Origin of the sequence: Streptomyces sp. NPDC052052, from assembly GCF_040680455.1 — a bacterium.
GTDB lineage: Bacteria > Actinomycetota > Actinomycetes > Streptomycetales > Streptomycetaceae > Streptomyces.
Window position 1 is genome coordinate 292,371 of sequence record NZ_JBFAWU010000005.1, and the last position, 22,630, is coordinate 315,000.

Below are 22,630 nucleotides of genomic sequence, written 5' to 3' on the forward strand. Positions count from 1 at the left end.
AAAAAATATGGGGGAACGGGCGGTCAGCCGGCCGCGACCGGCAGGCTCATCAGGTGATCCACGAGAGCCAGCAGCACGTCCCGGCTGAACGTCCGCTCACGGACGTCGCCGACCAGCAGCGGCACATGCGGGTCCAGGTCCAGTGCGGTCCTGACCTCTTCCGCGGTACGGCTGTTTTGGCCGTGGAAGCAGTTGATCGCGACCACGAACGGAATCTTCCGGCTCTCGAAGAAGTCGATCGAGGCGAAGCTCGTCTCCAGCCTGCGGGTGTCGGCGATCACCACGCCGCCGAGCGCCCCGTTCACCAGGTCGTTCCACATGAACCAGAAGCGTTCCTGGCCGGGGGTGCCGAAGAGGTAGACCACCAGCTCGGAACTGACCGTGATCCGGCCGAAGTCCAGAGCCACGGTGGTCGTGTCCTTCTGGCCGACGCCTGCCAGGTCGTCGACGCCGATGCTGGCCTTGGTCAGATACTCCTCGGTGCGCAGCGGCGTGACTTCGCTGACCGCGCTCACCAGGGTGGTCTTGCCGACGCCGAAACCTCCGGCGATGAGGATCTTGACGGCGGCAGGTGCCGCCTGACTGCTTGTCATCTTGATTCAGAGTCTCCGGAGTCCGTCACGAACGGCGGCCAGCACACCCATGTTCGCTCCGCCGGCCACCCGCGCCACCGAGAGCGGGGCGCGGGCCAGCAGCAGGCCATGGGCGACGAGGTCGGCCAGCAGGATCTTGGTCACCGACACCGGCAGTCCGAGGTCGGACGAGACCTCGGCGACCGCGGACGGGCGGCGGCAGCGGTCCAGGATCAGCCGGTGCTCGGGCTGGAGCCGCCCCGGCAGGATCGGCGCACCGTGCTCGTTCCGCGGGTCCTGCACCGTCGTGAGCACGGTGATGAGGGTGAAGTCGTCCCGCTCGGGAGCGGTTCGGCCCCGGGTGATGGTGTACGGGCGCACCATCGTGCCCGCTCCGTCCTCGTCGGCCTCCTCCTCCCAGTGCGGGGTCACGCGTGCCGCCCGTCCCCGGTGCCGAAGGCGTCGAACTCGGCACGGGCCGGGGTGCCGAGCTTCTGCCCGACCTGCTGGACCAGGTTGTGCATGGCCAGCGACATGATCTCGGCGTCCACCTCCTGGGAGGCGATCACGGCCAGGTGACTACCCTGCCCGGCCGAGATGATGAAGAGCCAGAGGTCCGCCAGTTCGACGATCACCTGGTGCACGCCGCCGCCGCCGAAGAGCTGGCCGACGCCGCGGGCCAGGCTCTGCTGGCCGGTGCAGATGGCGGCCAGCCGTTCGGCGTCGGCACGCTCGATGGTGCGCGAGTGGCTCACCACCAGACCGTCGTCGGAGAGCAGGACGGCGTTCCGGGTCTCGGCCACCGAGTCCACCAGGCCGTCGAGCAGCCAGTCGAGATCCTGGTGGGTGGCGGTTGTGCGTGTCATGACCGTTCTTCTCTCGTGGGAAGGGGGGTGGCGGGCGACGAGGTGGGCTGCTTCGGTACCTCGGTGGTCGCGCGGGCTGCGCGGGACCGGCGCTGGAAGGCTCCGATGGCGGCCCCGGCCCGGCGCGGTGCGGGTCGTGGCGTGGAGGTGTCCCCACGGGGCGGGGTCGGCGCGACGGTCGGAGTGGTCGGACCGATCCGCAGTTCGTCCACCAGGCTGGCCTGCCGTACGCGGCGCGGCAGCGGGGGTTCCGAGGAGGGTGCGGGCGTGGCCGGCCGGTCGGATCCGCTGGGTGCGAGGAGGGCGTCCGGCTCCGGCGGCGCGGGGTGGTCGGGCACGGACACCGAGAGCTGCGCGGCCCGCGTGGTCTCGTGGTCGGACTGGCGGGGCCCGGGGATCGGGAGGCCCGGGGATCCGGCGCCGGCCGGAGCGGCGTACCCGTGCCCGGGGTCGGAATACGGCTCGCCGGGCGTCGCGTAGGGCTGCTGCGCGGCCTGGTACGGCGACTGGTCCACCGGGTACTGGCCGGCGGCCGTCATGTACGGCTGCTCGGGGGTGTCGTACGGGGCCGGGTACGGGGAGTACGGCGCGGCCGGTGCGGCATAGGACGGCGTGGACGTCTCGTAGGGCTCGTCCGGCACCGGAACCGTGTTCTCCGGAGCCGCCGGGTGCTGTTCCTGGACGTCCGTGAACGTGCTGCCGGCGTCCTGGTACGACGGTCGTTCCTGCTCCGACGCCTCGTAGGAGGCGCCCGCCGTGTTCAGCGCGGTGACATCGGCCAGCGCCTGACCCTGTACGCGGGTGGGCAGCGCGTCACCGGCTGCCGGGGCCGCCGCGGGGGCTGCCGCCGGGGCCGCGTCCGGGACCGCCGACAGGGAGGGCACGCCGACCGGGCCGGACTGCGGTGCCGGGACGGTGAGTGTGTCCGGCACAAGCACGACCACCCGGGTGCCGCCGTACGCTGAGGAACGGAACTCCACCCTCAGGTCGTACTGGTCGGCGAGGCGCGCGATCACGTAGAGACCGAGCCGGATGTCGTCGGCGTGGGCCAGCACGTCCATCCGGGGCGGCCGGGTCATCAGCTCGTTGGCCGCGGCCAGCTGCTCCTCGTCCATCCCCAGGCCGCGGTCCTCGACCTCGATGACCAGACCGCGGATCACCTGGGCGGCCTTGACCTCGACGGGGCTCGGCGGCCGGGAGAAGCTGAGCGCGTTCTCGATGAGTTCGGCCAGCACGTGCGAGACCGGGCCGACGGCCCGCTCGGACAGCCAGGGGCTGCCGTCGAGATCCAGCACCACGCGCCGGTAGTCCTGCACCTCGCCCTGGGCGGAGCGCATGACGTCCAGCAGCGGAACGGGCTTGCGCCAGCGCCGGTGCGGGGAGCCGCCCGCGAGGATCACCAGGTTCTCCTCGTACCGCCGCAGGCGGGCAGTGAGGTGGTCGAGGTCGAAGAGGCCGTCGAGCACCTCGGGATCCTCGTGCTTGCGCTCCAGCTCGTCCAGCTTCTTCAGCTGCTGGCCGATCAACTGCTGGGTACGGCGGGCGATCCGCTGGAGCAGCCGCTCGAAGCCGCGGTGCTGGTCGGCCTGTTTGACGGCTGCCCCCAGCGCACTGGTGCGCGCCAGGTTGAGCGCGTCGCCGAGCCGGGTCAGCTCGTCGGACTTGCCGTCCTTGCTGTCGTGCTCGATCGCGCGGGCCTCGGCCTCGACGTCGATGCGCTCGCCCTTTCCGAGCCGCTCGACGACATCGGGCAGAGCCTTCTCCAGCTCCTCGGCCCGTTCCTGCAGGGCGCCGATCCGGCGGCGGAGATTGCGGGTGAGGCGCCAGGTGGTCCAGATGACGGCGATCACGGCGACCAGGCCGATGACCGTGGTGACCAACATCTGGTACAGCATGGACATCGTGCTGTCCAGGCCCTGCGTGACCACGACGTCGGTGCGGTGCTCCAGCAGCTTCTCGATCCGCGGGTTGATGTCGTCCATCGCGCCGCGCCAGGTCTTCTCCTTGGCCTGGAGCTGCACGAATCCGGCGCTGTCGGCGTCGGCCGGGCGCAGCACCTCGTTCTCCACCCGGGTCTTCGTCTTCCAGGCCGAACTGCGGGTGATCTCCTCCCACATGGCCTTCTCGTCCGAGGACAGATAGGGGGTGACCTTGTTGGTGTACTGGAGCGACTGGCCGGAGACGGACTCCCGGACCTCCTTCAGGTCCTCGGTGCTCAGCTTCCCTTCGAACCAGCCCCGCGACAGCAGGGCGTCCGAGCGGGAGATCATCTCCTTGGCCCAGAAGAGGTCGACCAGCGGCTGCGAGATGGTGGTGATCTCGCCGTTCTTGACGTGGCTGAGCGACGTGAAGAGTTCGAGGTCGACCGCGATCAGGTCCGTGTAGTAGCCGTACACGACCTTCTGCTGGTTCTTGCCGCCCTCGTCGACCAGGGCGCGCTGGGTGGACAGTTGGTTGATCGCGTCACGTGCCCGGGTGACCGCGTCCTTGACCTCGGCGGGGGCGTCGCCGGTCGTCACGTCGGACAGGGCCAGGAAGCTCTCGACCGCCTCGTCGGTCTTCTTGCGCTGCTGCTTCAGCGCGTCGGTGGCGCCCTGGTGGCGGGCCAGCGCCTCGGCGCTGAGCCGACGCTCCTCCTGCAGGTTGTAGTACACGATGTTGGACGGCTGGCCAGCCTTTTCGGCCAACTGCCCCTGGGATGCCTGCTGTTGGAAGTCCGCCAGCGTCTGGCCACTGGTGACGGCCCAGAGGGCGGCCAGGGCGACGCCGGGGACGACGGCGAGTACGAGCAGGGCCGTCCGTAGCGACATGGTGGACGACTTGGTCCGCTTGGTCCGCCGTGAGGCGCGCGTGAGCAGGGCGTGCTCCTTGACGTGATGCCAGCCTCACGACTGGTCAAATCCTTTAAGAACTCCGACGCGTAGATATTAGTCACACTGTGAAATGCCAAAGAAAGTGGGCTCACATGTGCATCACCGATCAGGCGCGGCTCCTCCACCAAGATCCGGAGATGTCCATTCCGGTCCGTTTCGGGTGATGGAGCGGGTTGGTGTCAGCTGCCCGACTCGGGCGCGGCGCGCCGTATGGGTGAAATGCGATCGGCGATATATCTGTATTTAGTGCTCTTTCTCCGTCATGCGTCACCTCAAGCTCCGGGATCTGACCGGGCTGGGCGCGGGATGCTCCCCGGGCCCGTATGACCGCGCTCATCGTCTGTCACTTCGTCCTGGCCGCCTGTGCACGTCCGCTCGTACGGGCCCTGGGCAGCCGCGCGTTCGTCGTGCTCGCGCTGCCGCCGGCCGCCACCACCGTGTGGGCGGCCACGCAGTGGGACGCCATGGCGTCCGGCGGCGCGGTCACCTGGTCGTGGCAGTGGATGCCGGCGTACGGCGTCGAGGTCGATCTGCGGCTCGACGCGCTCGCCGAGCTCATGGTGCTGCTCGCCGCCGGAATCGGCATGCTGGTCCTGCTGTACTGCGGTTCCTACTTCACCCGGGAAAGCCCGAGACTGGCCGGATTTGCCGGGAACCTCCTGGCTTTCGCGGGCGCGATGCTCGCTCTGGTCCTCGCCGACGACCTGATCTCGCTCTATGTGTTCTGGGAGCTGACCACGGTCTTCTCGTTCCTGCTGATCGGGTACGACAGCGAGCAGAAACACAGCCGTCGTTCCGCGCTCCAGGCGCTCACCGTGACGACGCTCGGCGGCCTGGCGATGCTCGTCGGCTTCCTGATCATCGGTCAGGCGGCAGGAACGTACCGGATCTCCGCCATCGTCGCCGACCCGCCCGGAGCGAGCCTCGCCGTCTCGGTCGCCGTGGTGCTGATCCTGGCCGGGGCCCTGTCGAAGTCGGCGATCTGGCCGTTCAGCCTCTGGCTGCCGAACGCCATGGCCGCACCGACCCCCGTCAGCGCCTATCTGCACGCCGCCGCGATGGTGAAGGCCGGCGTCTACCTGGTCGCCAGGCTGGCCCCCGGCTTCGCGGACGTGCCGATCTGGCGCCCGGTCGTGATCATCCTTGGCGCCGCCACGATGCTGCTGGGCGGCTGGCGGGCGCTGCGCCTGCACGATCTCAAGCTCGTCCTCGCCTACGGAACCGTCAGCCAGCTCGGTTTCCTCATCCTGCTCGCCGGTGCCGGCAACCGGGACACGGCACTGGCCGCCACCGTCATGATCCTGGCCCATGCCCTGTTCAAGGCCTCGCTGTTCCTCGTCACCGGCATCGTCGACCACGCGGCCGGCACCCGCGATCTGCGCAGGCTCTCCGGTCTCGCCCGGGAACTGCCGCATGTCTGCGCCGTCGCGGTGGTGGCAGCGGCATCCATGGCCGCCCTGCCCCCACTGCTCGGGTTCGCCGCGAAGGAGGCCGCGTTCGAGGCGCTGCTGCACGGAGACACCGCGGACCGCTGGGCCCTGGGCGTCACGGTCGCCGGTTCGGCGCTGACCGTCGCGTACACCCTGCGATTCGTATGGGGCGCCTTCGCGCGCAAACCCGGGGTCGAGAAAACCCCGGTCCACCACGTCGGTGCGGCCTTCCTCGCCCCGCCGGCCCTGCTCGCGCTCTGCGGGCTGGTGCTGGGCCCGGGCGTCGGATGGACCGAGCGGCTGTTGAGCGCGTACGCGGACACCTTCCCTCCGCCCGCGCACCCCTACCACCTCTCGCTCTGGCACGGTTTCGGGACCGCCCTGCTGCTCTCCGCCGTCGCCCTGGCGGGCGGCGTGGTGCTCTTCCTCGCGCACACGGACGTCACCCGGCTCTCCCGGAGAATCGCCTGGCCGACCGCCGACAGCGTCTTCGGACACCTGCTGCTCGGTCTGGAGAGGTTCTCCCTCCAGCTCACCGGCATCGTCCAGCGCGGCTCGCTCACCGTCTACCTCGCCACCACCCTGCTGGTGATGCTGGCCGGGCAGCTCGCCGTCCTCGTCACGGACCGGCCCTGGCACGGGGCGGTCCTCCCGGTGCTCTGGGACGTCCCGCTGCAGGGCGCCGTCGCCGTGCTGACCTGCGCGGCCGCCCTTCTCTGTCTCACCGTCAGACGCCGGATGAAGGCCGTGGTCCTGGCCGGGCTGACCGGATACGGCGCGGCGCTGCTCTTCGTCGTCCAGGGCGGCCCGGACCTGGCCCTCACCCAGTTCTGCGTCGAGACGGTGTCCATGATCGTGTTCGTGCTGGTACTCCGGCGGATGCCGGTCCGCTTCCAGGAGTCCGTCAGCACCTGGCGGCGGGTCGCACGCATTCCCGTGGCGCTGGCCGCGGCGGCGACGCTCGGCGTGGTGGTCTGGGTCGCGGCCGCGGCCCGCACGGCGGATCCGGCCGGTGCGGCCATGGTGGAGGAGACCGCCCACCACGGACTCAAGGACGTCGTGGCCACCATCCTGGTCGACCTGCGTGCCTGGGACACGATGGGGGAGTCCGCCGTGCTCGCGGCGGCGGCGATCGGGGTGACCAGCCTGATCTACCTGCACCGCCGCACCGAGGAGGCGTCGCTGCGGGAGGAGTTGAAGGGAGAGACCGCCTGGTCGCTGTCGGCCCGCGAGATGGCGCGTCTGCCGCGGGGCGACGAAGGCGCACCGGAGCGCAGCTGGCTCGCGGCCGGTTCCACGCTCGCGCCCGAACACCGCTCGATCGTCTTCGAGGTCGTGGCCCGACTGCTGTTCCACCCGATCCTGGTGCTCTCGGTGTACCTGCTGTTCTGCGCCGAGAACATGCCGGGCGGAGGCTTCGTCGGCGGGCTTGTCGCCGGACTCGCCCTGATCACCCGTTACCTGGCGGGCGGCCGGTTCGAACTCGCCGAGGCCGCACCGCTGCAGCCCGGACTCTTCACCGGCCTCGGCCTGTTCATCTCCACCGGCGTCGCCCTGCTCGGACTCATCGACGGAACGGTCCTGCACGCCTGGACCTACCACGGCCGGCTGCCACTGATCGGTGAGTTCCACATGAGCACCTCGGTCCTTTTCGACTTCGGCGTCTATCTGCTGGTCCTGGGCGTGGTGCTGGACATCGTGCGTGCGCTCGGCGCCAAGATCGACCGGCAGATCGAGCGAGCCGCGATCGAAAAGGTGGTCGCCGCCCGCACCGCACCACCACCGGGCACGGCCCCCGGGACGGGAGGCACCCCCGGATGACGGTCAGCTTCTCGCTCCTGGCCACCGCCTCGGTGCTGTGCGCGGTCGGCGGCATCCTCCTGCTCACCCGGCCGCTCACCCGCATCCTGCTCGGTGCCGTGATCGCGGGCAACGGAATCAACCTGCTCGTCCTCGCCGCGAGCGGACCGGCGGGCCGGGAACCGCTCCTCTACGGCGTCCCGCTGGCACGGATCACCGACCCGCTGCCCCAGGCCATCGCCCTCACGGCGATCGTCATCACCCTCGCCACCACCGCGTTCCTCCTCGCCATGGCCTACCGCAGCCATCAGCTGAACGGCACGGACGAGGTCCACGACGACCAGGAGGACCGCCGCATCGTGCTGCGCGCCGAAGTACTCGGGGAGCGCGCCCAACTGCGCGAACGCTACCGGGCCGCCCCCCAGGCCACGGACGAGGACCGCGCCCGCTACCGCGAGGAGCGCCGCCGCCTGCGGGCCAGGCTGCGCGCCGACCGCGCCCTGCAGGCCCGGGGCCGGTACGCCACCGGAGACCTCTGGCACGACGTACTGGGCGCGGACCCCGAGGACTACGCCCAGCAGCAGGCCCACTCGGCCGACACCGACCCGGGAGCCACCGGATGAACGCACTCGTACCCCTGCCGGTCCTGCTGCCGCTCTGCGCCACCGGACTGAGCCTCGCCTTCGGTACCCGGCTCAAGCAGGTCCAGCGCCTCATCAGCGTCGCCGTGCTCACCGCCGTACTCGGACTCTCCGTCACCCTGATGATCGTCGCCGACATACGCGGCCCGCTCGTCGTCCACCTCGGCGACTTCGCGCCCCCGCTCGGCATCACCCTGGTCGCCGACCGGCTGTCCGGGCTGATGCTGACCGTCTCCTCGGCCATCACGCTCTGCGTGCTGATCTACTCCCTCGGACAGGGCATGGCCGACCGGGACGAGGAGACCCCCGTGGCGGTCTTCCACCCCGCGTACCTGATCCTGGTCGCCGGGGTCTCCTGCACGTTCGTCGCCGGAGACCTCGTCAACCTCTACGTCGGCTTCGAGATCATGCTGGTCGCCAGCTTCGTCCTGCTCACCCTCGGCGGCACCGGACCCCGCGTCCGCGCGGGCTCCACCTACGTGATCATCTCGCTGTTCTCCTCGATGCTCTTCCTCACCGCCATCGCCATGACCTACGCGGCGACCGGCACCGCCAACTTCGCCCAGCTGGCCGGACGGCTCGCCGCACTCCCGCTCGGGGTACAGACCCTGATCCAGGGGATGCTGCTCACCGTCTTCGCCATCAAGGCCGCCGTCTTCCCCCTCGCCGCCTGGCTGCCCGACTCGTACCCGACCGCGCCCGCGCCCGTCACGGCGGTCTTCGCCGGTCTGCTCACCAAAGTCGGTGTCTACTGCATGCTGCGCACCGAGACCCTGCTCTTCCCCGGCAACCGGCTCGGTGATCTGCTGATGGCCGCCGCACTCGCCTCCATGATCATCGGCATCCTGGGAGCGGTCGCCCAGACCGACCTGAAACGCCTGCTCTCCTTCACCCTCATCAGCCACATCGGCTACATGGTCTTCGGTATCGGCCTCGCCACCCGCGAGGGGTATGGCGGAGCGATCGTCTACGTCGCCCACCACATCACCATCCAGACCACCCTCTTCCTGGTGGCAGGGCTGATCGAGCGCCGGACCGGTACCACCGAACTCACCCGCACCGGTGGACTGGCCAAGGCCGCCCCGCTGCTCGCCCTCCTCTTCTTCATCCCCGCCATGAACCTCGCCGGCATCCCGCCGCTCTCCGGATTCATCGGCAAACTCGGGCTGATGCGGGCCGGTGTTGCCGACGGAAGCGCCTGGGCCTGGCTCCTTGTCGCCGGATCGGCCGTGGCAGGCCTGCTCACGCTGTATGTGATGGCCAAGGTGTGGAACCTGGCGTTCTGGCGGGCCGCACCCCCCGGGCAGGTCGCGTACGGCACCGTCCTGGAGTCCGACTCCGAGGAGGAGGACGAGGACATCGACGAGGGCCCCGACCACATCCCCGGAAGCGGTGACGAACCGGTCCGCCCCCGCCACCAGCCCGCCGGGCGTGCGGTCCCGGCCACCCTGCACGGACACGCCGTCACCACCACCACACAGCTGCCGCGGCCGATGACCGCGGCCACCGCGGCAGCCGTCGCCCTCGGGCTCGCCTTCACCGTCTTCGCCGGACCCCTCACCTCGTACACCGACCGCTCGGCCGCTGAACTCCTCGCGCGCGCCCCCTACATCGAGGCGGTGCTCGGCCGGTGAGGCGCCCGTTCAAGCTGACTTTCCGGAACAAGGACCTGCCGCCGTTCAGCTGCGAGTTCGGCGTACGGGGACGGGTGCTGGACCTCCCGTTGATCGCCTGGCTCACCTTCATCTGGGTGCTGCTGTGGTCCAGCCTGCACCTGGCGAACGTGCTGACCGGCGTCGTCGTGGCGGTCGCCGTCTGCCTCGCCTTCCCGCTGCCCCGGGTCGACCTCGGGCTCCGCCTGCACCCGTGGGGCATCCTGATGCTCACCGGCTATCTGCTCTACGACATGTACACCTCCGGCGTACGGGTCACCCGGCAGATCTTCGTGGGCCACCCGCACCGGGCCGCCGTCATCGCCGTACCGCTGCGCTGCCGCTCCGACCTGATGCTCGCGGCCACCGCCGTCGCCGTGTCGAACGTGCCCGGCGGATCGATCGTCGAGGTACGCCGCGCCACGTCCACCGTCTTCCTGCACGTCCTCGACGCGGACCAGCCGGCCGCGCTCGACGCGGCGCGCCGCTCCGTCTGGCGGCTCGAACGGCTGATCGTGCGCGCCTTCGGCACCTCCGACGAGATCGCCCGCGTCGCCGAACCACCTCCACCGGCCGGGCCCGAGAGGGGAGCACACGCATGAGCCTGCCCGAGACCATCGACCGAGGACTGCTCACCGCGGCCGTCGTACTGATCGTCGTCGCCGGAGCGGCGCTCCTGGTCCGGATCTGGTCGGGACCCTCCATGCTGGACCGGGCCATCTCACTGGACGTGGGCGCCGCCCTCATCATCGCCGGCCTCGGCGCCAAGTCCGCCATCGCGCGCGACCCGTTCTACTTCCCGATCATGCTGGTGCTGGCCTTCCTCGGGTTCACGGGCTCGGTCGGCATCGCGCGATTCATCGCGGTACGCGACCGGCCGTCGCCGAAGAACGGCGCGGAGACGACCGGGAGAGACGACGGACACCACGGCACCGGGGGAGAAGCACGGTGAACACATGGCGCCAGATCCTCGACCTGGCCGGTGCGGTACTGGTCTTCGCCGGCGCGGCCATCTGCCTGCTCGGGGTGATCGGGATGCTGCGACTGCCGGACGTGCTGTCCCGCAGCCACGCCGCCACCAAACCGCAGACCCTCGGCATGATCCTCGTCCTTGGCGGGGTGGCCCTGCGACTGCGCAGCGGCATGGACCTCGCCACCCTCACGCTGATCGCCTTCTTCCAGATGATGACCGGCCCGGTCGCCGCCCACCTGGTGGCCCGATCCGCCTACCGAACCGGGCAGATCGACCACGCGGAACTGCTCTTCGACGAACTGGACGAGCAGCTGACCAGGAGGAACTGACCGGTCGGGGACGGAGCCGGAGGCGGCGCACGGGCCCGCCATCCCGGCCCCGGAGGACGCAGACCGGCCCGCACGCGGCCGCGGAGCTGCTGGAGGGGCTGGAGGTGCATGCCGGCCGCATGCGTGCCAACCTGGAGATGACGGATGGTCAGATCGTCTCGGAGCGGATCGCGGTTGTGCTCACCCCCGCCTTCGGCAGGGCAAAGGCGGGGAGGCTGCTGGCGGAGGCCTCGGCCGAGGCGTCCGCGAGCGGCCGTTCGCTGGGCGACGTCCTCGGCAAGAACGCGGAGGTGGCCGGGCGGTTGTCCGCCCAGGAACTGGCCGCGCTGGTGGACCCGGCCCACTACACCGGAGCGGCCGGTCATCTCACCGATCGTGCTGGCTCAGGGGGCGGACGTCTGAGATCCGTCCCCCCGGTCCTTGCTCGGGGGGACGGCGTCAGTCGCCGAGAAGGGCGATGTCGAGGAGGCGGATCCGCTCGGGGTCGGTGATGATCTCGATCTCGGTGATCAGGTCACGCTCGATCCGGAAGGTCATGATCCGCAGCCACTCGCCCTCGTGGGCGGTCACGACACCAGGCGACCCGTCGATGAGCGCGGTCTGCGCGAAGCGGGCGAGCTGCGCGAAGGCGGCCGCGTTCCGGGCGACCGTCCGCGCGTCGCGTACGAGGGGTGTGGTGTCGAGGCCGGGTGCGTCGGTGCGGGAGGTGACGTCGGGGGCGAGTACGGCGACGAGGGCGTCGAAGTTGCCGCCGCGGGCGGCGGTGAGGAAGGCGTCGACGACTTCGCGGCGGCGGGCGAGGTCGGTGTCGGGTGCGGGGCTGGCGCCCCGGACACGGCGGCGTGCGCGGCTGGCGAGCTGCCGGGCCGCGGCCGGGGTCCGTTCGACGATGGGGGCGATCTCGTCGAAGGGGACTCCGAACATGTCGTGGAGGACGAAGGCGAGGCGTTCGGCCGGGTCGAGGGTCTCCAGGACGACCAGCAGCGCGAGCCCCACGGAATCGGCCAGAACCACCTGCTGCTCCGGGTCGCTCACCTCGTCCCGGTCCGGGGCGCCCAGAGGGGTGCCGGGGTTCTGGTCGGCGGGTGACTGGTCGAGCGGGTCCTCACGGCGAGAGACACGGGAGCGGAGCATGTCCAGACACACCCGGCCCACCACCGTGGTCAGCCAGCCCCCAAGATTCTCCACCCGCCCCGCGTCGGTCCGGCTCAACCGCAGCCACGCCTCCTGGACCGCATCCTCCGCCTCCGCCGCCGAACCCAGCATCCGATAAGCCACCGCCCTCAGATGCCCACGGTTCTCCTCGAACCGCGCACCCAACCACTCACGCTCATCCATCACACACACCTTCCACCGGCGTCCGTCATAGATCTGACGTGTGGGCCCCCTCGAATGTGACGGGGGCCCGCACAGATCACGCCGCGGTGATGCCGAAGGCCTGCCCCGGGCGGGTTGGGTGCGTGGGAGCGGTATCGGCGGGTGTAGAGGCGTGCCCCTTCGGCCACCCGGAGCGGATCGTCCGACACCTGGGCGGTCCCCTCCAGCGCGACCCAGCTGTAGCCGACCGCCTGGCAGAGCGCGACCCGGCTGCCGGGCGCGGCGAGAAGGTTGCGGGCCTTGCGCGAGGAGGAGACCGTCATGACGCGGGCCAGTCCCGCTTCATTGTCCCAGGTGAACCGTACGGGCGCCGCGTGCAGCGAGCAGTTGGGCCTGATCGTGGACAGGGTGGCGATGTGGGGCTCGGCCAGAAAGGCGTCGACCGAGTCCGACACCTGCGGGGCGCGGTCACGCTCCTGGGACAGCGACATCGTGTTCGACCTCCTGAGCTTCGGGCCGTTTCCTTCGGGCTTACTTCTCGACCGGGGCCGGGGCGAGGTTGTCCTGAGCCGGCACCGCCGCCGGGGTGCCCGGCTCCTGGTGCTTGCCGCGCGGCATCAGGAACGCGACCACCAGGAGCGCGACCAGCCCGGCGACCGCGGCCGACAGGAAGGCGTCCTGGTTGGCTGCCGCCTGGACCTCGGTGATCAGCTCGGGCTTGCCGTTGGTGGCGGCCATCTCGGAGGTCATGCCGTTGTAGGCGATGGTGGCGATGACCGCGAGACCGAGCGCGCCGCCCGCCTCCTGGCTGGTGTTGATGAGGCCGGCGCCGACGCCCGCGTGCTCGTCGCTGACTCCGACGAAGGCGGCGATCTGTAGCGTCACGAAGACCATTCCGCAGCCGAGGCCGAGGAGGATGAACGGGGGCAGCAGGTTCATCGCGTAACTGCCGTCGACCGGGGCCTGCCAGAGCAGCAGCAGGCCGGTGATCGCCAGCACGAGTCCGGCCATCACCAGGACCCGGGCGGAGAACTTGGCGGTCAGGCCCGAGGCGACACCGGCGCCGGCGGCCACGCAGAAGGCGAGCGGCACGTAGGCGAAGCCCGCCTTCAGCGGCGAGTACCCGTAGACCTGCTGCATGAAGAGGCTGGCGAAGAAGAACAGGGCGCTGAAGGTGCCGAAGACCATCACGGCGGAGATGTTCGCCACGCGCATGGTCCGCAGCCGGAAGATGCTCGGCGGCATCATCGGCGACTTCACCTTCAGCTCGATGGTGATGAAGGCGACGAGCAGGACGGCGGCGCCGATCAGGCCTCCGACGGTACGGGCGGAGCCCCAGCCCTGGTGGGTCGCCTCACCCAGGGTGAAGATCAGAAGGAGCAGCGCGGCGGTGAGGGTGACGGCACCGGGGGTGTCGAAGCGGCCCTTCGCTCCCTCGGCGCGACTCTCCGGCACCAGGCGCGGGGCCAGGAGCACGGCAGCGGCACCGATCGGCACGTTGATCCAGAAGATCCACTCCCAGCCGGGTCCGTTGGAGAGCACACCGCCCAGGATGACGCCGACGATGGAGGCGATACCGGCGAGCGATCCCCAGATGCCGAGCGCCTTGTTGCGCTCCGCGCCTTCGGGGAAGGTGTTCGTCAGGATCGACAGGGCGGCCGGCGTGATCAGCGACGCACCGAAGCCCTGCACGGCGCGGGAGATGATCAGCACGGTGGAGCTGTCGGCCAGACCGGAGGTCAGTGAGGCCAGGGCGAAGACGGTGAAACCGATCTGCAGCATCCGGCGGCGGCCGAACGTGTCGGCGAGACGTCCGCCGAGCAGCAGGAATCCTCCGAGCACGGTCGCGTAGGCCGTGACGATGTAGCCGAGGCTCACATCGGTCATGCCCAGGCTGTCCTGAATGGAAGGAAGGGCGAGGTTCACGATCGACACGTCGGTGAAGACCATGAACTGCCCCATACAGACAAACGCCAGGATCAATCCGGGGCTGAAGCCTGCGGCCGGTCCTGACCGGTTCGTAGGGGTGTCGGGGGCCATTGCGTACTCCTCAGCTCTCCTGATTCGCGTGGGTGAGAGCGGCTCTGTGCGGGTTCGGGCATGTGCCCGGCCGGGTATCCGCTCTCCCCTCCTGCCGTGTCGGCTGGGTTGGTCCGTCACTGGCATGACGGATGGGATCGAGGAGATGTGACCGGTCTGCGGCGACGATTTTTCAGGTGAGGCGATCACGGCGCCCTGTCGGTCTCCGGCGCCTGCTCCGTGCACTGCCGGCCCATGGGTTCACGGGCCGGAGGAGGCAGGCTGCCGCAGGCGTCTCGGCTCCGCCTCGACCGCCGCTCGTGGCTCAGTCGATTCCGCGGACGATGTTCGGTTCGTCGTCGTCCTCCTCGGCGCCGGCGAGCAGTATCCGGGGAACCGGCGCCCCCGGGTCGCCTGTCCGGACAGGTGGGCCGGCCTCTCCTCCAGGGTGTCCTGCACCGTTCCTCCTTCGGTCGATCCGACCACGGTGCCAACGTCGTCTCGTACCTCGTTCGAACCCGGGCAGTCGCGGCCGGGCCGCCACCGCAGGCCCGGTAGCCCCGGCCCGCCCGGGCGCACGGTCCGGATCGCCGCGGCCCGGCTCCACCACCGGCCCCAGTGGACAGTCGCCTACCTCGCCGATCGGCTGCGCGAACGACGCCACAGGCTGACCGAACTCTCCACCTCCGACCGGGGGGTGGGCACCGCCTTCGCCCTGTCGTACCAGCAGCTCGCTCCCGATCAGCGCCGCATGTTCCGGCTGCTCGGGCTCCACCCTGGACAGGCACTAGGGTCCGAAACATGTTGCGTATCACCGACACCCGAACCGGGCGCCCCGTCGAGATCCCTGCCGCACCACGCCGCCTACTGCGTAGTTGTGTCCATCTGCCGGCCGCGCCGGCCACCGGCACCGGGATCGGCCCGGTGCATCTGCGGGTGCCACTGATCGGTGACGTCCTGGCACGCACCGCCGAGCTGCACGGCCTCCAGGTCGTCACCGTACTCAGTACCCCTGCCCTGACGAACGACCAGGCCGAAGCGCTCGAACGCGTCATGGCGGTCCTTGGCATCCATCCGCCCGTCGTCGTCGCCGGCCACCATCCCGACGGTGCGCTCGGAGGCCCTGCCGACATCCATGTCCTCGCTCGGGGCGCCGAGCCGGACGGCCCCACGGGCGGGGTCCGGATCGAGGTCGGGCCGGTCGCAACGGAGCCCTCGGCGGAGGGCACCTTCGACCCTGGCCCCGTGCTCCCCTCGGGGTCGTCGGAGAGGCCCGCACCAGAGGCCGCCGATCCGCTGGCGATGCGCCTGCTGTTGCTCAGCCACCCGTACGGCGCATCTGTCACGTTCACCGGTCAGGCGCTGGCCGACGCCCGGCGGACCTTGCGCCAGTGGCGTCGGCAGGTGGCCGACTGGGCGCAGCAGCCCTCGCGGCCGATTCCCGCCGAACTGCTGCGGCAGTCCCATGCGTTGCTTGTCGATGGTCTCGGAGTCGATGCCGTGGTGGAGCTGCTGGCCGAGGTGGCGGAACGGTCCGATGTGCCCCCCGGCGCCAAGTTCGAGACCTTCGCCCACCTCGACCGGGTCCTCGGCCTGGACCTCGTCCGCGACATCGGCCACCCGAGCCACCCCTGATGGCAGAGGCGACCCGCCGCGCCACAGCAGGACCTTCCGGAGCCGGGCACCCTTCCCCGGGCCTGGGCGAGGCGCACGATGGTACCGGGCAGGCGGCACGCGGTGGGACCACTCGCCGTGCACATTGCACTGGCCGCTGCGCACGCAGGCGCGTTGCCGGCAATCTGACCGCGGGCCCGGCACGCGGCGCAGACCCGTCATCGCTTCACCGACCGGCTGGGGGGCAGCCTCGCGCTGCCCATGACGCCGGGCTCACGCTGACTGGCCATGGCCCTCGGGGATCTTCTCCGAACAACGAGTCGCGAGGGTCGGGGCCGCCGCCAACCGACATGACCGGTCACACTCCGATGAAGCTCACGGTTTCCGTCATGTCCGCCCGCCCGGTGCGCAGCTGTGGCACGCCTTCCTTCTCGAATCCCACCGCGACACCGCAGAACAGTACGAACCCGTCATCGGCTCGGACGATCTGACTGACCGTCTTGCGATACATCGTCCACATCACCTGGGGGCAGCTGTGCAACCCTTCCGCCCTCAGCAACAGCATGACCGTCTGCAAGTGCATCCCCGCGTCCCCCCACTGTCCCGGCCCCATCGTCCGGTCGAGGTAGCAGAACAGTACGACCGGCGCCCCGAAGGCATCCGAGTTCAAGGCGGCGATCTTCATGGGCCTGTCGGGGTCGTCGCGCGCGATCCCCAGCGCTTCGTACCGCTGGGCAGCCGCGGTGGAAAAACGGTCCGCATACGGCGAGTTCAGTTCGGCCGGGTACATCGGATACTCCCGCTCATCCCCCAGATCTCCCGCCAGTGCCCTGGCCGTTGCGCGCCTCTTCAGCTCGGCCAAGGGCTCGCCGGTCACGACATACACGTGCCACGGCTGGAGGTTCCCACTCGACGGAGCCCGCGTCGCCGCAGCCAGTACTCGTTCGAGTACCTCTTTGGACACCGGCTCATCGCTGAAGGCCCGCACGGCCCGGCGACTGTCCACGGCTTCATACACATCCACGTCTGCTCTTCCCCTCACTCAACAACAACCACCTCTCCAGCGTCTTCCACATGCACAAGAGGCAACAGGTGATCCGGAACGTACATTGATCTGCGGCAGGCAGTAGCCCGCCAGTTGCCCGCAGGACCTCGACTACGGCCCAGGTACTGAAGGCGCGCTCGTCCTCAAGCCCCAGATCCGGGCACCTTCCAGGTGCGCGAGCGCGAACCCCGGCTGGGGCGGCGAGCGAGGGCGTACCCGCCCACCCGGCCAGTTTCCGCCGACCGGGGAAAAACGCGTGGACCTGGCATCGCGGTCGCGGGAGACTACGGTTCCTGGCCTCCTCGTACGGGCCCCACCCAACGCCACGGACCGCGCGCGGTTCCTGCCGTCGCGACCCGACCCGCGGAGGGCGGCCCGGGTGAGGGCAGGTACGCGATCCGCAGCTCGACGCGAACAGCACGGCATCGGCCTCTCCTCGGAGAGCGGACGGCGGGCTGCCGCACTACCGCATAGGGGTGGGATGGGAACGCCTGACTTATACACAGCGCCGGGCAAGGGCTCGGTGCTCCTCGCACTTCGCTACTACGGACGGGAGTTGACCCGCCTCCGGCGGCTGTCGGTCCCCGCGATGCTGCTGCCTGCCATGGGCAACATCGGCATCAACTACCTTGCGCCGCTGGTCGTGGCAAAGCTGGTCGCCCAGATCGCCGACGACTCCCGTATCACTCTCGGCGCCACTGTTCCGTACGTCCTCTGCTTCGCCGGCGTCCTGCTGCTCGCGGAGGTGCTGTGGCGCATCGGGATCCACTGCCTGAACCGCCTCGAAGCCCGCGGCATCGAGCACCTCTATGTCAGCGGTATGGACGAGTTGTTCGCCAAGGACATCGCGTTCTTCCAGAACAACTTCGCGGGTTCGCTGACCAAGCGGGTGCTGAGTTTCGCCAACCGCTTCGAGGAGTTCATCGACACCCTGACGTTCTCGGTCGTGGGCAGCCTCGTGCCCCTTCTGTTCGGTTCGGTGGTGCTGTGGCGCTACGAACCGCTGCTCGTGGTCGGGCTCCTGTCGCTGATCGCTCTGACGGGCCTGTGCGCGACACCCCTCATCCGCCGCCGTCAGGCGCTCGTCAGGCAGCGCGAGGAGGCATTCGCCCGGGTGGCGGGCCACGTCGCCGACAGCCTGACGAACATGGACACGATCCGGGCGTTCGCCGCCGAGGAACGCGAGGCGGCCGAGCACCGGTCCCATGTCGCCGAGTCGCGGCGGCTCACGCTGCGGTCGTGGGACTACGGCAACCTGCGCATCGACACCCTCGTCGCCCCGATGTCCGTACTGACCAACGCAGTGGGCCTGCTGCTCGCGGTCACGCTCGGCGGCGGCAGTCACGGAGTGGAGGCAGTCGTGGTCGCCTTCACGTACTACACCAACGCGACGCGCATCATGTTCGAGTTCAATCGCATCTACCGCCGCATGGAGAGCTCGATGACGGAGGCCGCACAGTTCACCGAACTGCTGCTGGTGCCGCCGACCGTGCTCGACCCGCCGTCGCCGGAGCCGCTGCTGTCCCGGGGCGCCGACGTCCGCTTCGAGCAGGTGACCTTCGCCCACGAGGGCGCGAAGCCGCTCTTCGAGGGCCTCGACCTGGCCGTGGACAGCGGGTCGAGGATCGGTCTCGTCGGAAGGTCCGGCGGCGGCAAGACCACCCTCACCCGGCTGCTGCTGCGGATGACGGACATCGACTCCGGACGGATCCTGATCGGCGGTCAGGACATCAGCAGGCTGCGCCAGGCCGACCTGCGCGGTCTGATCGCCTATGTGCCGCAGGACCCGGCGATGTTCCACCGCACACTGCGGGAGAACATCGCGTTCGCCCGGCCGGACGCCACCGAGGCCGAGATCCGCCGCGCGGCAGAGGCCGCGCACGTCACGGAGTTCGCCGATGGGCTGCCGGACGGCATGGACACCATGGTCGGCGAGCGCGGCATCAAACTGTCCGGCGGCCAGCGCCAACGGGTCGCCCTCGCCAGGGCCATCCTGCGCGACGCACCGGTCCTGCTGCTCGACGAGGCGACCAGCGCACTGGACTCGGAGAGCGAGATGCTCGTCCAGGAGGCGCTGTGGCGGCTCATGGAAGGGCGGACGACGCTCGTGGTGGCCCACCGGCTGAGTACCGTCGCCGCCATGGACCGGCTGGTCGTGCTGGATCGCGGGCGGATCATCGAACAGGGCACGCACCAGGAGCTGCTCGCCACGGACGGCGCCTACGCGCGGCTGTGGCAGCACCAGTCGGGCGGTTTCCTCGACGACACCCTCCCACCGCAGGCCGACCTGCGTTGAACGGGGTGTGCCGACGCCCGATACAGCCGCCTGTCGGCGAGGAGCGCCGCAGACGACTCGGCTTCAGATGATGCCCTCGAACCCGAAGTCCGGGAAGGTGACACCCTTGACGTGCACTCCGTCGACGCGCCCGGAGCTGTTGCACGAAATCGCCGTGATCTCTCCGAGATTCTTGTAGACGGGCCAGGTGCCCGTCTTCCACTCGAATGTGCCGGCAGGACTCGGGGCGATGGGGTGGTCGGGGTTGAAATCGTAGCTTCCGCCGACGTCCCGGTAGCGCGCCTCGATCTTCACGGTGTCGCCCGGCGCCAGAACGAATTTGAGCCATACCTCGATTGTCGAAATGGTCCCATGCAGGGCGACTCCGGCCCATGAGCCGGGAAGTGCACCGCAGATCTTGCCGGCGGGACCCACACGGTATGCCGTGCTCTTCTCCGTTTCCTTGCCGCCGTAGGAGAATGCGCCGTAGTCGTCATGCACGTCGACATAGGCCTGTGCCACGCCTTCGTTGGAGGTGCTCCTCACCTGCATGATCAAGCGCATCACATCCTTCCCGTCACCCCAGGACGGCATGGGCACGCTTCCCGAAAGTGACGAGTTCTCACCGATGACAACCGGGATCACAAAGGGATCCCAGTCGTATTCGTTATAGGCCTTGAGGACCACTTCATGGGTGGGAGTGACCGTGAAATCAGCTGACATCAGGCCCGGCTCGGAGTCGAAGGGCGGTCCGTGGTAGACCGTTGCGGCACCGTTGCTGAGCCATTGCGCGTAGGTGTAGTCGGTTCTCAAGATCGTGCCCCCTTGTCCACGTCGTGCGGGACTGTTCTCCTCTTTTCAGACTAGGAGCAGAGTTCACGTTGCGCTGACTGGGAGGTGCCGGTGGGATGTTGGCCGATCCGGCCGAAAGAATCCTGGAGTGTGCCACTCACGGCTGTGCCGGTCCTCTCCGCCCCGGCCCGGGTGCGGCGCCCGCTGCCGGACCCTGAGTCGGGGCCGGACGCCGAGCCGCCTCCAGCGGCTTCAGCACCGTCGGGCGGGAGGTCCGGGTCCTGACGGAGGTTCGGAAGAGTCCCGCTTCTCCTGCCCTGTCCGCTGAGGTTCAGATCTCCAACAACATTGTCCGCGAGATTGCTGGGCAGATCGTTAACAATCCTATAGCGTGCGTCACGCCTCGAGCCTGAGGTATCAGCGAAGCACCTGGTACTCAATGAGCGGAGATGCCATGCAGCGGCTCTCGGCGTCCTCTGGACGCGATGCACTCACACCCCCCGCAGGTAGTCATCGGGAAGGACACCCGGTGACCCGCAAGCGCCTCCTCAGAGGCGTGGCGGTCGCGGGCTCACTCGCCCTCACGGCCCTCGCCGTGCCGGCCTCCCACGCGGCGGCCTCCGGTCCGATCCCGGCGCAGAGCCGTAGCCATGCCGCGGACCCCGAGGATGCCGCGCTGTCCTTCGACTCGGCCGCTTACACGACGATCAGCGTCACCGTCGACGGCCGGCCGATGAACGTGCGTTGGTATAAGGAGATCTGCTACGTCGCCAAACCGGTCGAGGCGGCGGCGCAGCAGACGGGCCTCATGGGAAGCACCACCACGATCTCCAACACCGCCTGCGGCTACCAGAGCATGAACGTGTTCGTCCCCGAGAGCGCCGTCGGCGACCAGCGGGCACCGGTCTACTTCGCCGTGAACAACGGCGGCTGGATGGCCAGTTACATCAAGGCGAGCGTGGCCGACGGAAAATCCTACGACAGCTCGACGAGCAACGTCGGAGCCGCACTGAAGGCCGGCTACGTCTTCATAGACGTCGCCAGCCGAAGCCGCGGACTGGCCGGCGCCGATGGCTCGTCCCCCGGCAAGGCCCCCGCGGCGGTGGTCGACGCCAAGGCCGCTGTCCGCTATCTGCGCCTCAACGACGCCGCGATGCCCGGCAGCGCCGAGCGGATCGTCATCAACGGCACCAGCGGCGGCGGGGCGTTGGTGTCGATCCTGGGAGCCTCGGGCAACAGCAGCGAGTACGACCCCTACCTCGCCCAGATCGGCGCCGCCGGCCTGGACGCGAAGGGTCGCAGCACCCTGCGCGACGACGTCTTCGCCGTCAACGCGTACTGCCCGATCACCGACCTCGGCAACGCCGACACGGCCTATGAGTGGCTGTACAACGTCCTCAGCACCCGCGACGAAACCGGCCAGAACGCCTCGCCCGAGGACGCGGCCGAGATCGCGGCCGCCTTCCCGGCGTACGAGAAGAGCCTCGGGCTGCGCAATCCCGACGGCTCCAAGCTCACCGCCGCGAACATGATCGACACCATCCGGCAGGAGGTCATCCGCTCCGCGGAGAGCTATCTGAAGGCCGACCCCGCGCACACCATCCCGGCTCTCGGCGACACCTTCGAGATCCAGTCCGGCGGCATGGGAGGGACGCCGACCACCAAGTCGTACGTCAACGACTGGATCGACGTCGACAACGCCACCGGCAAGGTGCGCTCGCTCGACATGAAGAAGTACCTTGCCTTCGTCGTCACCCAGGCCACGCTCAAGACGACACCCGCGTTCGACGCAGTGGGGGTCCACGGGAACACCACCAGCGGCACCGAGACCAACCTCTTCGGCCCCTACACCCAGAAGTACATGAACTACACCGAGTTCAGCTGGGACCACAACGACGTCGCCGGTGACGGCAGCGGGATCGACGACACCGGACTGACCTGGGACCAGTACACCAGCAAGCGCGGCGCGACCGTTGACGACCAGCTCCACCTCATCAATCCGATGGACTTCATCGGCACCAACGCCGACACCGCGCCGAACTGGTACGTCCGCAACGGCACTCGCGACCGGGACACCTCGTTCATCATCTCGGTCAACCTCGACCGCGCCCTCCAGGCGGACAAGCAGGTCAAGAACGTCGACTACCAACTCGCCTGGAACCAGCCGCACGCAGGCAACTACGACGTGCCCGAGGCCATGACCTGGATCGCCAAGGTCGTCCGCAAGGCCGGAGACCCGCTGGCCCCCGGTCACCACGGATAGGCCGCACCGTTCCCCATGGCCGGTGGGTTCGATCCGGGCGCCATGCCCTGGACCGAACCCACCGGCCTGCCGCCGTAACGGCCTCGGCCTGGACGGCGCCGCAGCCGGGTCGTGTACGCGGAGTCAGCGTACGAACGCGCAAAGTAGCCGATGTGTCATATCGGGCGTC

General features: G+C 69.4%; 19 protein-coding genes. 10 read left to right on the forward strand and 9 right to left on the reverse strand.

The window, feature by feature from the left end:
- Window positions 1-23 precede the first annotated feature (23 nt).
- The 4 genes from AB0L71_RS08620 to AB0L71_RS08635 are packed head-to-tail and all read right to left on the reverse strand — an operon-like array spanning window position 24 to window position 4,248.
- Window positions 24-593 (reverse strand): ATP/GTP-binding protein, encoded by a 570-nt coding sequence (locus AB0L71_RS08620; protein ID WP_365239694.1) that lies wholly within the window; start codon window positions 591-593, stop codon window positions 24-26.
- A gap of 6 nt (window positions 594-599) precedes the next feature.
- Entirely contained in the window at window positions 600-956 is a 357-nt protein-coding gene (locus AB0L71_RS08625) for a DUF742 domain-containing protein (protein WP_365239805.1), read from the reverse strand.
- 44 nt (window positions 957-1,000) lie between these two features.
- Window positions 1,001-1,438: a roadblock/LC7 domain-containing protein gene (locus AB0L71_RS08630; protein ID WP_365239697.1), complete on the reverse strand. Its 438-nt coding sequence runs from the start codon at window positions 1,436-1,438 to the stop codon at window positions 1,001-1,003.
- Window positions 1,435-4,248, reverse strand: coding sequence for a nitrate- and nitrite sensing domain-containing protein (locus AB0L71_RS08635; RefSeq protein ID WP_365239699.1), 2,814 nt, complete (start codon window positions 4,246-4,248; stop codon window positions 1,435-1,437). Before AB0L71_RS08635 ends, AB0L71_RS08630 begins: the two co-directional genes overlap by 4 nt.
- A gap of 386 nt (window positions 4,249-4,634) precedes the next feature.
- Between AB0L71_RS08635 and AB0L71_RS08640 the strand changes: the two genes are divergently transcribed.
- The 7 genes from AB0L71_RS08640 to AB0L71_RS08670 all read left to right on the forward strand — a co-directional run bounded on the left by AB0L71_RS08640 (window position 4,635) and on the right by AB0L71_RS08670 (window position 11,627).
- Window positions 4,635-7,562, forward strand: coding sequence for a Na+/H+ antiporter subunit A (locus tag AB0L71_RS08640; RefSeq protein WP_365239702.1), 2,928 nt, complete (start codon window positions 4,635-4,637; stop codon window positions 7,560-7,562).
- Window positions 7,559-8,164, forward strand: coding sequence for a Na(+)/H(+) antiporter subunit C (locus tag AB0L71_RS08645; RefSeq protein WP_365239705.1), 606 nt, complete (start codon window positions 7,559-7,561; stop codon window positions 8,162-8,164). The genes AB0L71_RS08640 and AB0L71_RS08645 overlap by 4 nt, the downstream gene beginning before the upstream one ends.
- Window positions 8,161-9,816, forward strand: coding sequence for a Na+/H+ antiporter subunit D (locus AB0L71_RS08650; protein WP_365239707.1), 1,656 nt, complete (start codon window positions 8,161-8,163; stop codon window positions 9,814-9,816). Before AB0L71_RS08645 ends, AB0L71_RS08650 begins: the two co-directional genes overlap by 4 nt.
- The gene (locus AB0L71_RS08655; RefSeq protein WP_365239710.1) at window positions 9,813-10,436 is read left to right on the forward strand and encodes a Na+/H+ antiporter subunit E; all 624 of its coding nucleotides are present in this window, start codon (window positions 9,813-9,815) and stop codon (window positions 10,434-10,436) included. Before AB0L71_RS08650 ends, AB0L71_RS08655 begins: the two co-directional genes overlap by 4 nt.
- Window positions 10,433-10,786: a monovalent cation/H+ antiporter complex subunit F gene (locus AB0L71_RS08660; protein WP_365239712.1), complete on the forward strand. Its 354-nt coding sequence runs from the start codon at window positions 10,433-10,435 to the stop codon at window positions 10,784-10,786. The genes AB0L71_RS08655 and AB0L71_RS08660 overlap by 4 nt, the downstream gene beginning before the upstream one ends.
- On the forward strand, window positions 10,783-11,136 hold the full coding sequence (gene mnhG, locus AB0L71_RS08665; protein ID WP_365239715.1) for a monovalent cation/H(+) antiporter subunit G: 354 nt from the start codon (window positions 10,783-10,785) through the stop codon (window positions 11,134-11,136). The genes AB0L71_RS08660 and mnhG overlap by 4 nt, the downstream gene beginning before the upstream one ends.
- A 137-nt stretch (window positions 11,137-11,273) precedes the next feature.
- Window positions 11,274-11,627 (forward strand): hypothetical protein, encoded by a 354-nt coding sequence (locus AB0L71_RS08670; protein WP_365239806.1) that lies wholly within the window; start codon window positions 11,274-11,276, stop codon window positions 11,625-11,627.
- Here the strand turns inward: AB0L71_RS08670 and AB0L71_RS08675 are convergent.
- The 3 genes from AB0L71_RS08675 to AB0L71_RS08685 are packed head-to-tail and all read right to left on the reverse strand — an operon-like array spanning window position 11,575 to window position 14,493.
- Complete coding sequence (locus AB0L71_RS08675) at window positions 11,575-12,474, reverse strand: sigma-70 family RNA polymerase sigma factor (protein ID WP_365239718.1); 900 nt, start codon at window positions 12,472-12,474, stop codon at window positions 11,575-11,577. The two genes, AB0L71_RS08670 and AB0L71_RS08675, sit on opposite strands and share 53 nt — an antisense overlap.
- Entirely contained in the window at window positions 12,474-12,944 is a 471-nt protein-coding gene (locus AB0L71_RS08680; RefSeq protein WP_365239720.1) for a pyridoxamine 5'-phosphate oxidase family protein, read from the reverse strand. Before AB0L71_RS08680 ends, AB0L71_RS08675 begins: the two co-directional genes overlap by 1 nt.
- A 40-nt stretch (window positions 12,945-12,984) precedes the next feature.
- On the reverse strand, window positions 12,985-14,493 hold the full coding sequence (locus AB0L71_RS08685) for an MFS transporter (protein ID WP_365239723.1): 1,509 nt from the start codon (window positions 14,491-14,493) through the stop codon (window positions 12,985-12,987).
- Between the two features lie 780 nt (window positions 14,494-15,273).
- Between AB0L71_RS08685 and AB0L71_RS08690 the strand changes: the two genes are divergently transcribed.
- A complete protein-coding gene (locus tag AB0L71_RS08690; RefSeq protein WP_365239726.1) occupies window positions 15,274-16,107 on the forward strand; it encodes a hypothetical protein in 834 nt (277 codons plus the stop codon).
- Between the two features lie 337 nt (window positions 16,108-16,444).
- Here AB0L71_RS08690 and AB0L71_RS08695 read toward each other — a convergent pair whose 3' ends face one another.
- Window positions 16,445-17,110 (reverse strand): nitroreductase, encoded by a 666-nt coding sequence (locus AB0L71_RS08695; RefSeq protein ID WP_365239729.1) that lies wholly within the window; start codon window positions 17,108-17,110, stop codon window positions 16,445-16,447.
- 502 nt (window positions 17,111-17,612) lie between these two features.
- Between AB0L71_RS08695 and AB0L71_RS08700 the strand changes: the two genes are divergently transcribed.
- Window positions 17,613-19,427 carry an ABC transporter ATP-binding protein gene (locus AB0L71_RS08700; protein WP_365239733.1) on the forward strand — a complete coding sequence of 605 codons (1,815 nt, stop codon included), beginning with the start codon at window positions 17,613-17,615 and terminating at the stop codon, window positions 19,425-19,427.
- A 63-nt stretch (window positions 19,428-19,490) separates the two neighbouring features.
- On the opposite strand, the gene AB0L71_RS08705 is transcribed toward AB0L71_RS08700, so the two are convergent.
- Entirely contained in the window at window positions 19,491-20,219 is a 729-nt protein-coding gene (locus tag AB0L71_RS08705) for a hypothetical protein (protein WP_365239735.1), read from the reverse strand.
- 508 nt (window positions 20,220-20,727) lie between these two features.
- On the opposite strand from AB0L71_RS08705, the gene AB0L71_RS08710 reads away from it, so the two are divergent.
- A complete protein-coding gene (locus AB0L71_RS08710; RefSeq protein WP_365239737.1) occupies window positions 20,728-22,461 on the forward strand; it encodes a subtype B tannase in 1,734 nt (577 codons plus the stop codon).
- The last annotated feature ends 169 nt before the right edge of the window (window positions 22,462-22,630 follow it).

Coding starts and splice junctions, on each gene's coding strand:
- AB0L71_RS08620 (WP_365239694.1), bottom strand. CDS start 593: ATGACAAGCAGTCAGGCGGCACCTGCCGCCGTCAAGATCCTCATCGCC.
- AB0L71_RS08625 (WP_365239805.1), bottom strand. CDS start 956: ATGGTGCGCCCGTACACCATCACCCGGGGCCGAACCGCTCCCGAGCGG.
- AB0L71_RS08630 (WP_365239697.1), bottom strand. CDS start 1,438: ATGACACGCACAACCGCCACCCACCAGGATCTCGACTGGCTGCTCGAC.
- AB0L71_RS08635 (WP_365239699.1), bottom strand. CDS start 4,248: ATGTCGCTACGGACGGCCCTGCTCGTACTCGCCGTCGTCCCCGGCGTC.
- AB0L71_RS08640 (WP_365239702.1), top strand. CDS start 4,635: ATGACCGCGCTCATCGTCTGTCACTTCGTCCTGGCCGCCTGTGCACGT.
- AB0L71_RS08645 (WP_365239705.1), top strand. CDS start 7,559: ATGACGGTCAGCTTCTCGCTCCTGGCCACCGCCTCGGTGCTGTGCGCG.
- AB0L71_RS08650 (WP_365239707.1), top strand. CDS start 8,161: ATGAACGCACTCGTACCCCTGCCGGTCCTGCTGCCGCTCTGCGCCACC.
- AB0L71_RS08660 (WP_365239712.1), top strand. CDS start 10,433: ATGAGCCTGCCCGAGACCATCGACCGAGGACTGCTCACCGCGGCCGTC.
- AB0L71_RS08670 (WP_365239806.1), top strand. CDS start 11,274: ATGACGGATGGTCAGATCGTCTCGGAGCGGATCGCGGTTGTGCTCACC.
- AB0L71_RS08675 (WP_365239718.1), bottom strand. CDS start 12,474: ATGGATGAGCGTGAGTGGTTGGGTGCGCGGTTCGAGGAGAACCGTGGG.
- AB0L71_RS08680 (WP_365239720.1), bottom strand. CDS start 12,944: ATGTCGCTGTCCCAGGAGCGTGACCGCGCCCCGCAGGTGTCGGACTCG.
- AB0L71_RS08685 (WP_365239723.1), bottom strand. CDS start 14,493: ATGGCCCCCGACACCCCTACGAACCGGTCAGGACCGGCCGCAGGCTTC.
- AB0L71_RS08690 (WP_365239726.1), top strand. CDS start 15,274: ATGTTGCGTATCACCGACACCCGAACCGGGCGCCCCGTCGAGATCCCT.
- AB0L71_RS08700 (WP_365239733.1), top strand. CDS start 17,613: ATGGGAACGCCTGACTTATACACAGCGCCGGGCAAGGGCTCGGTGCTC.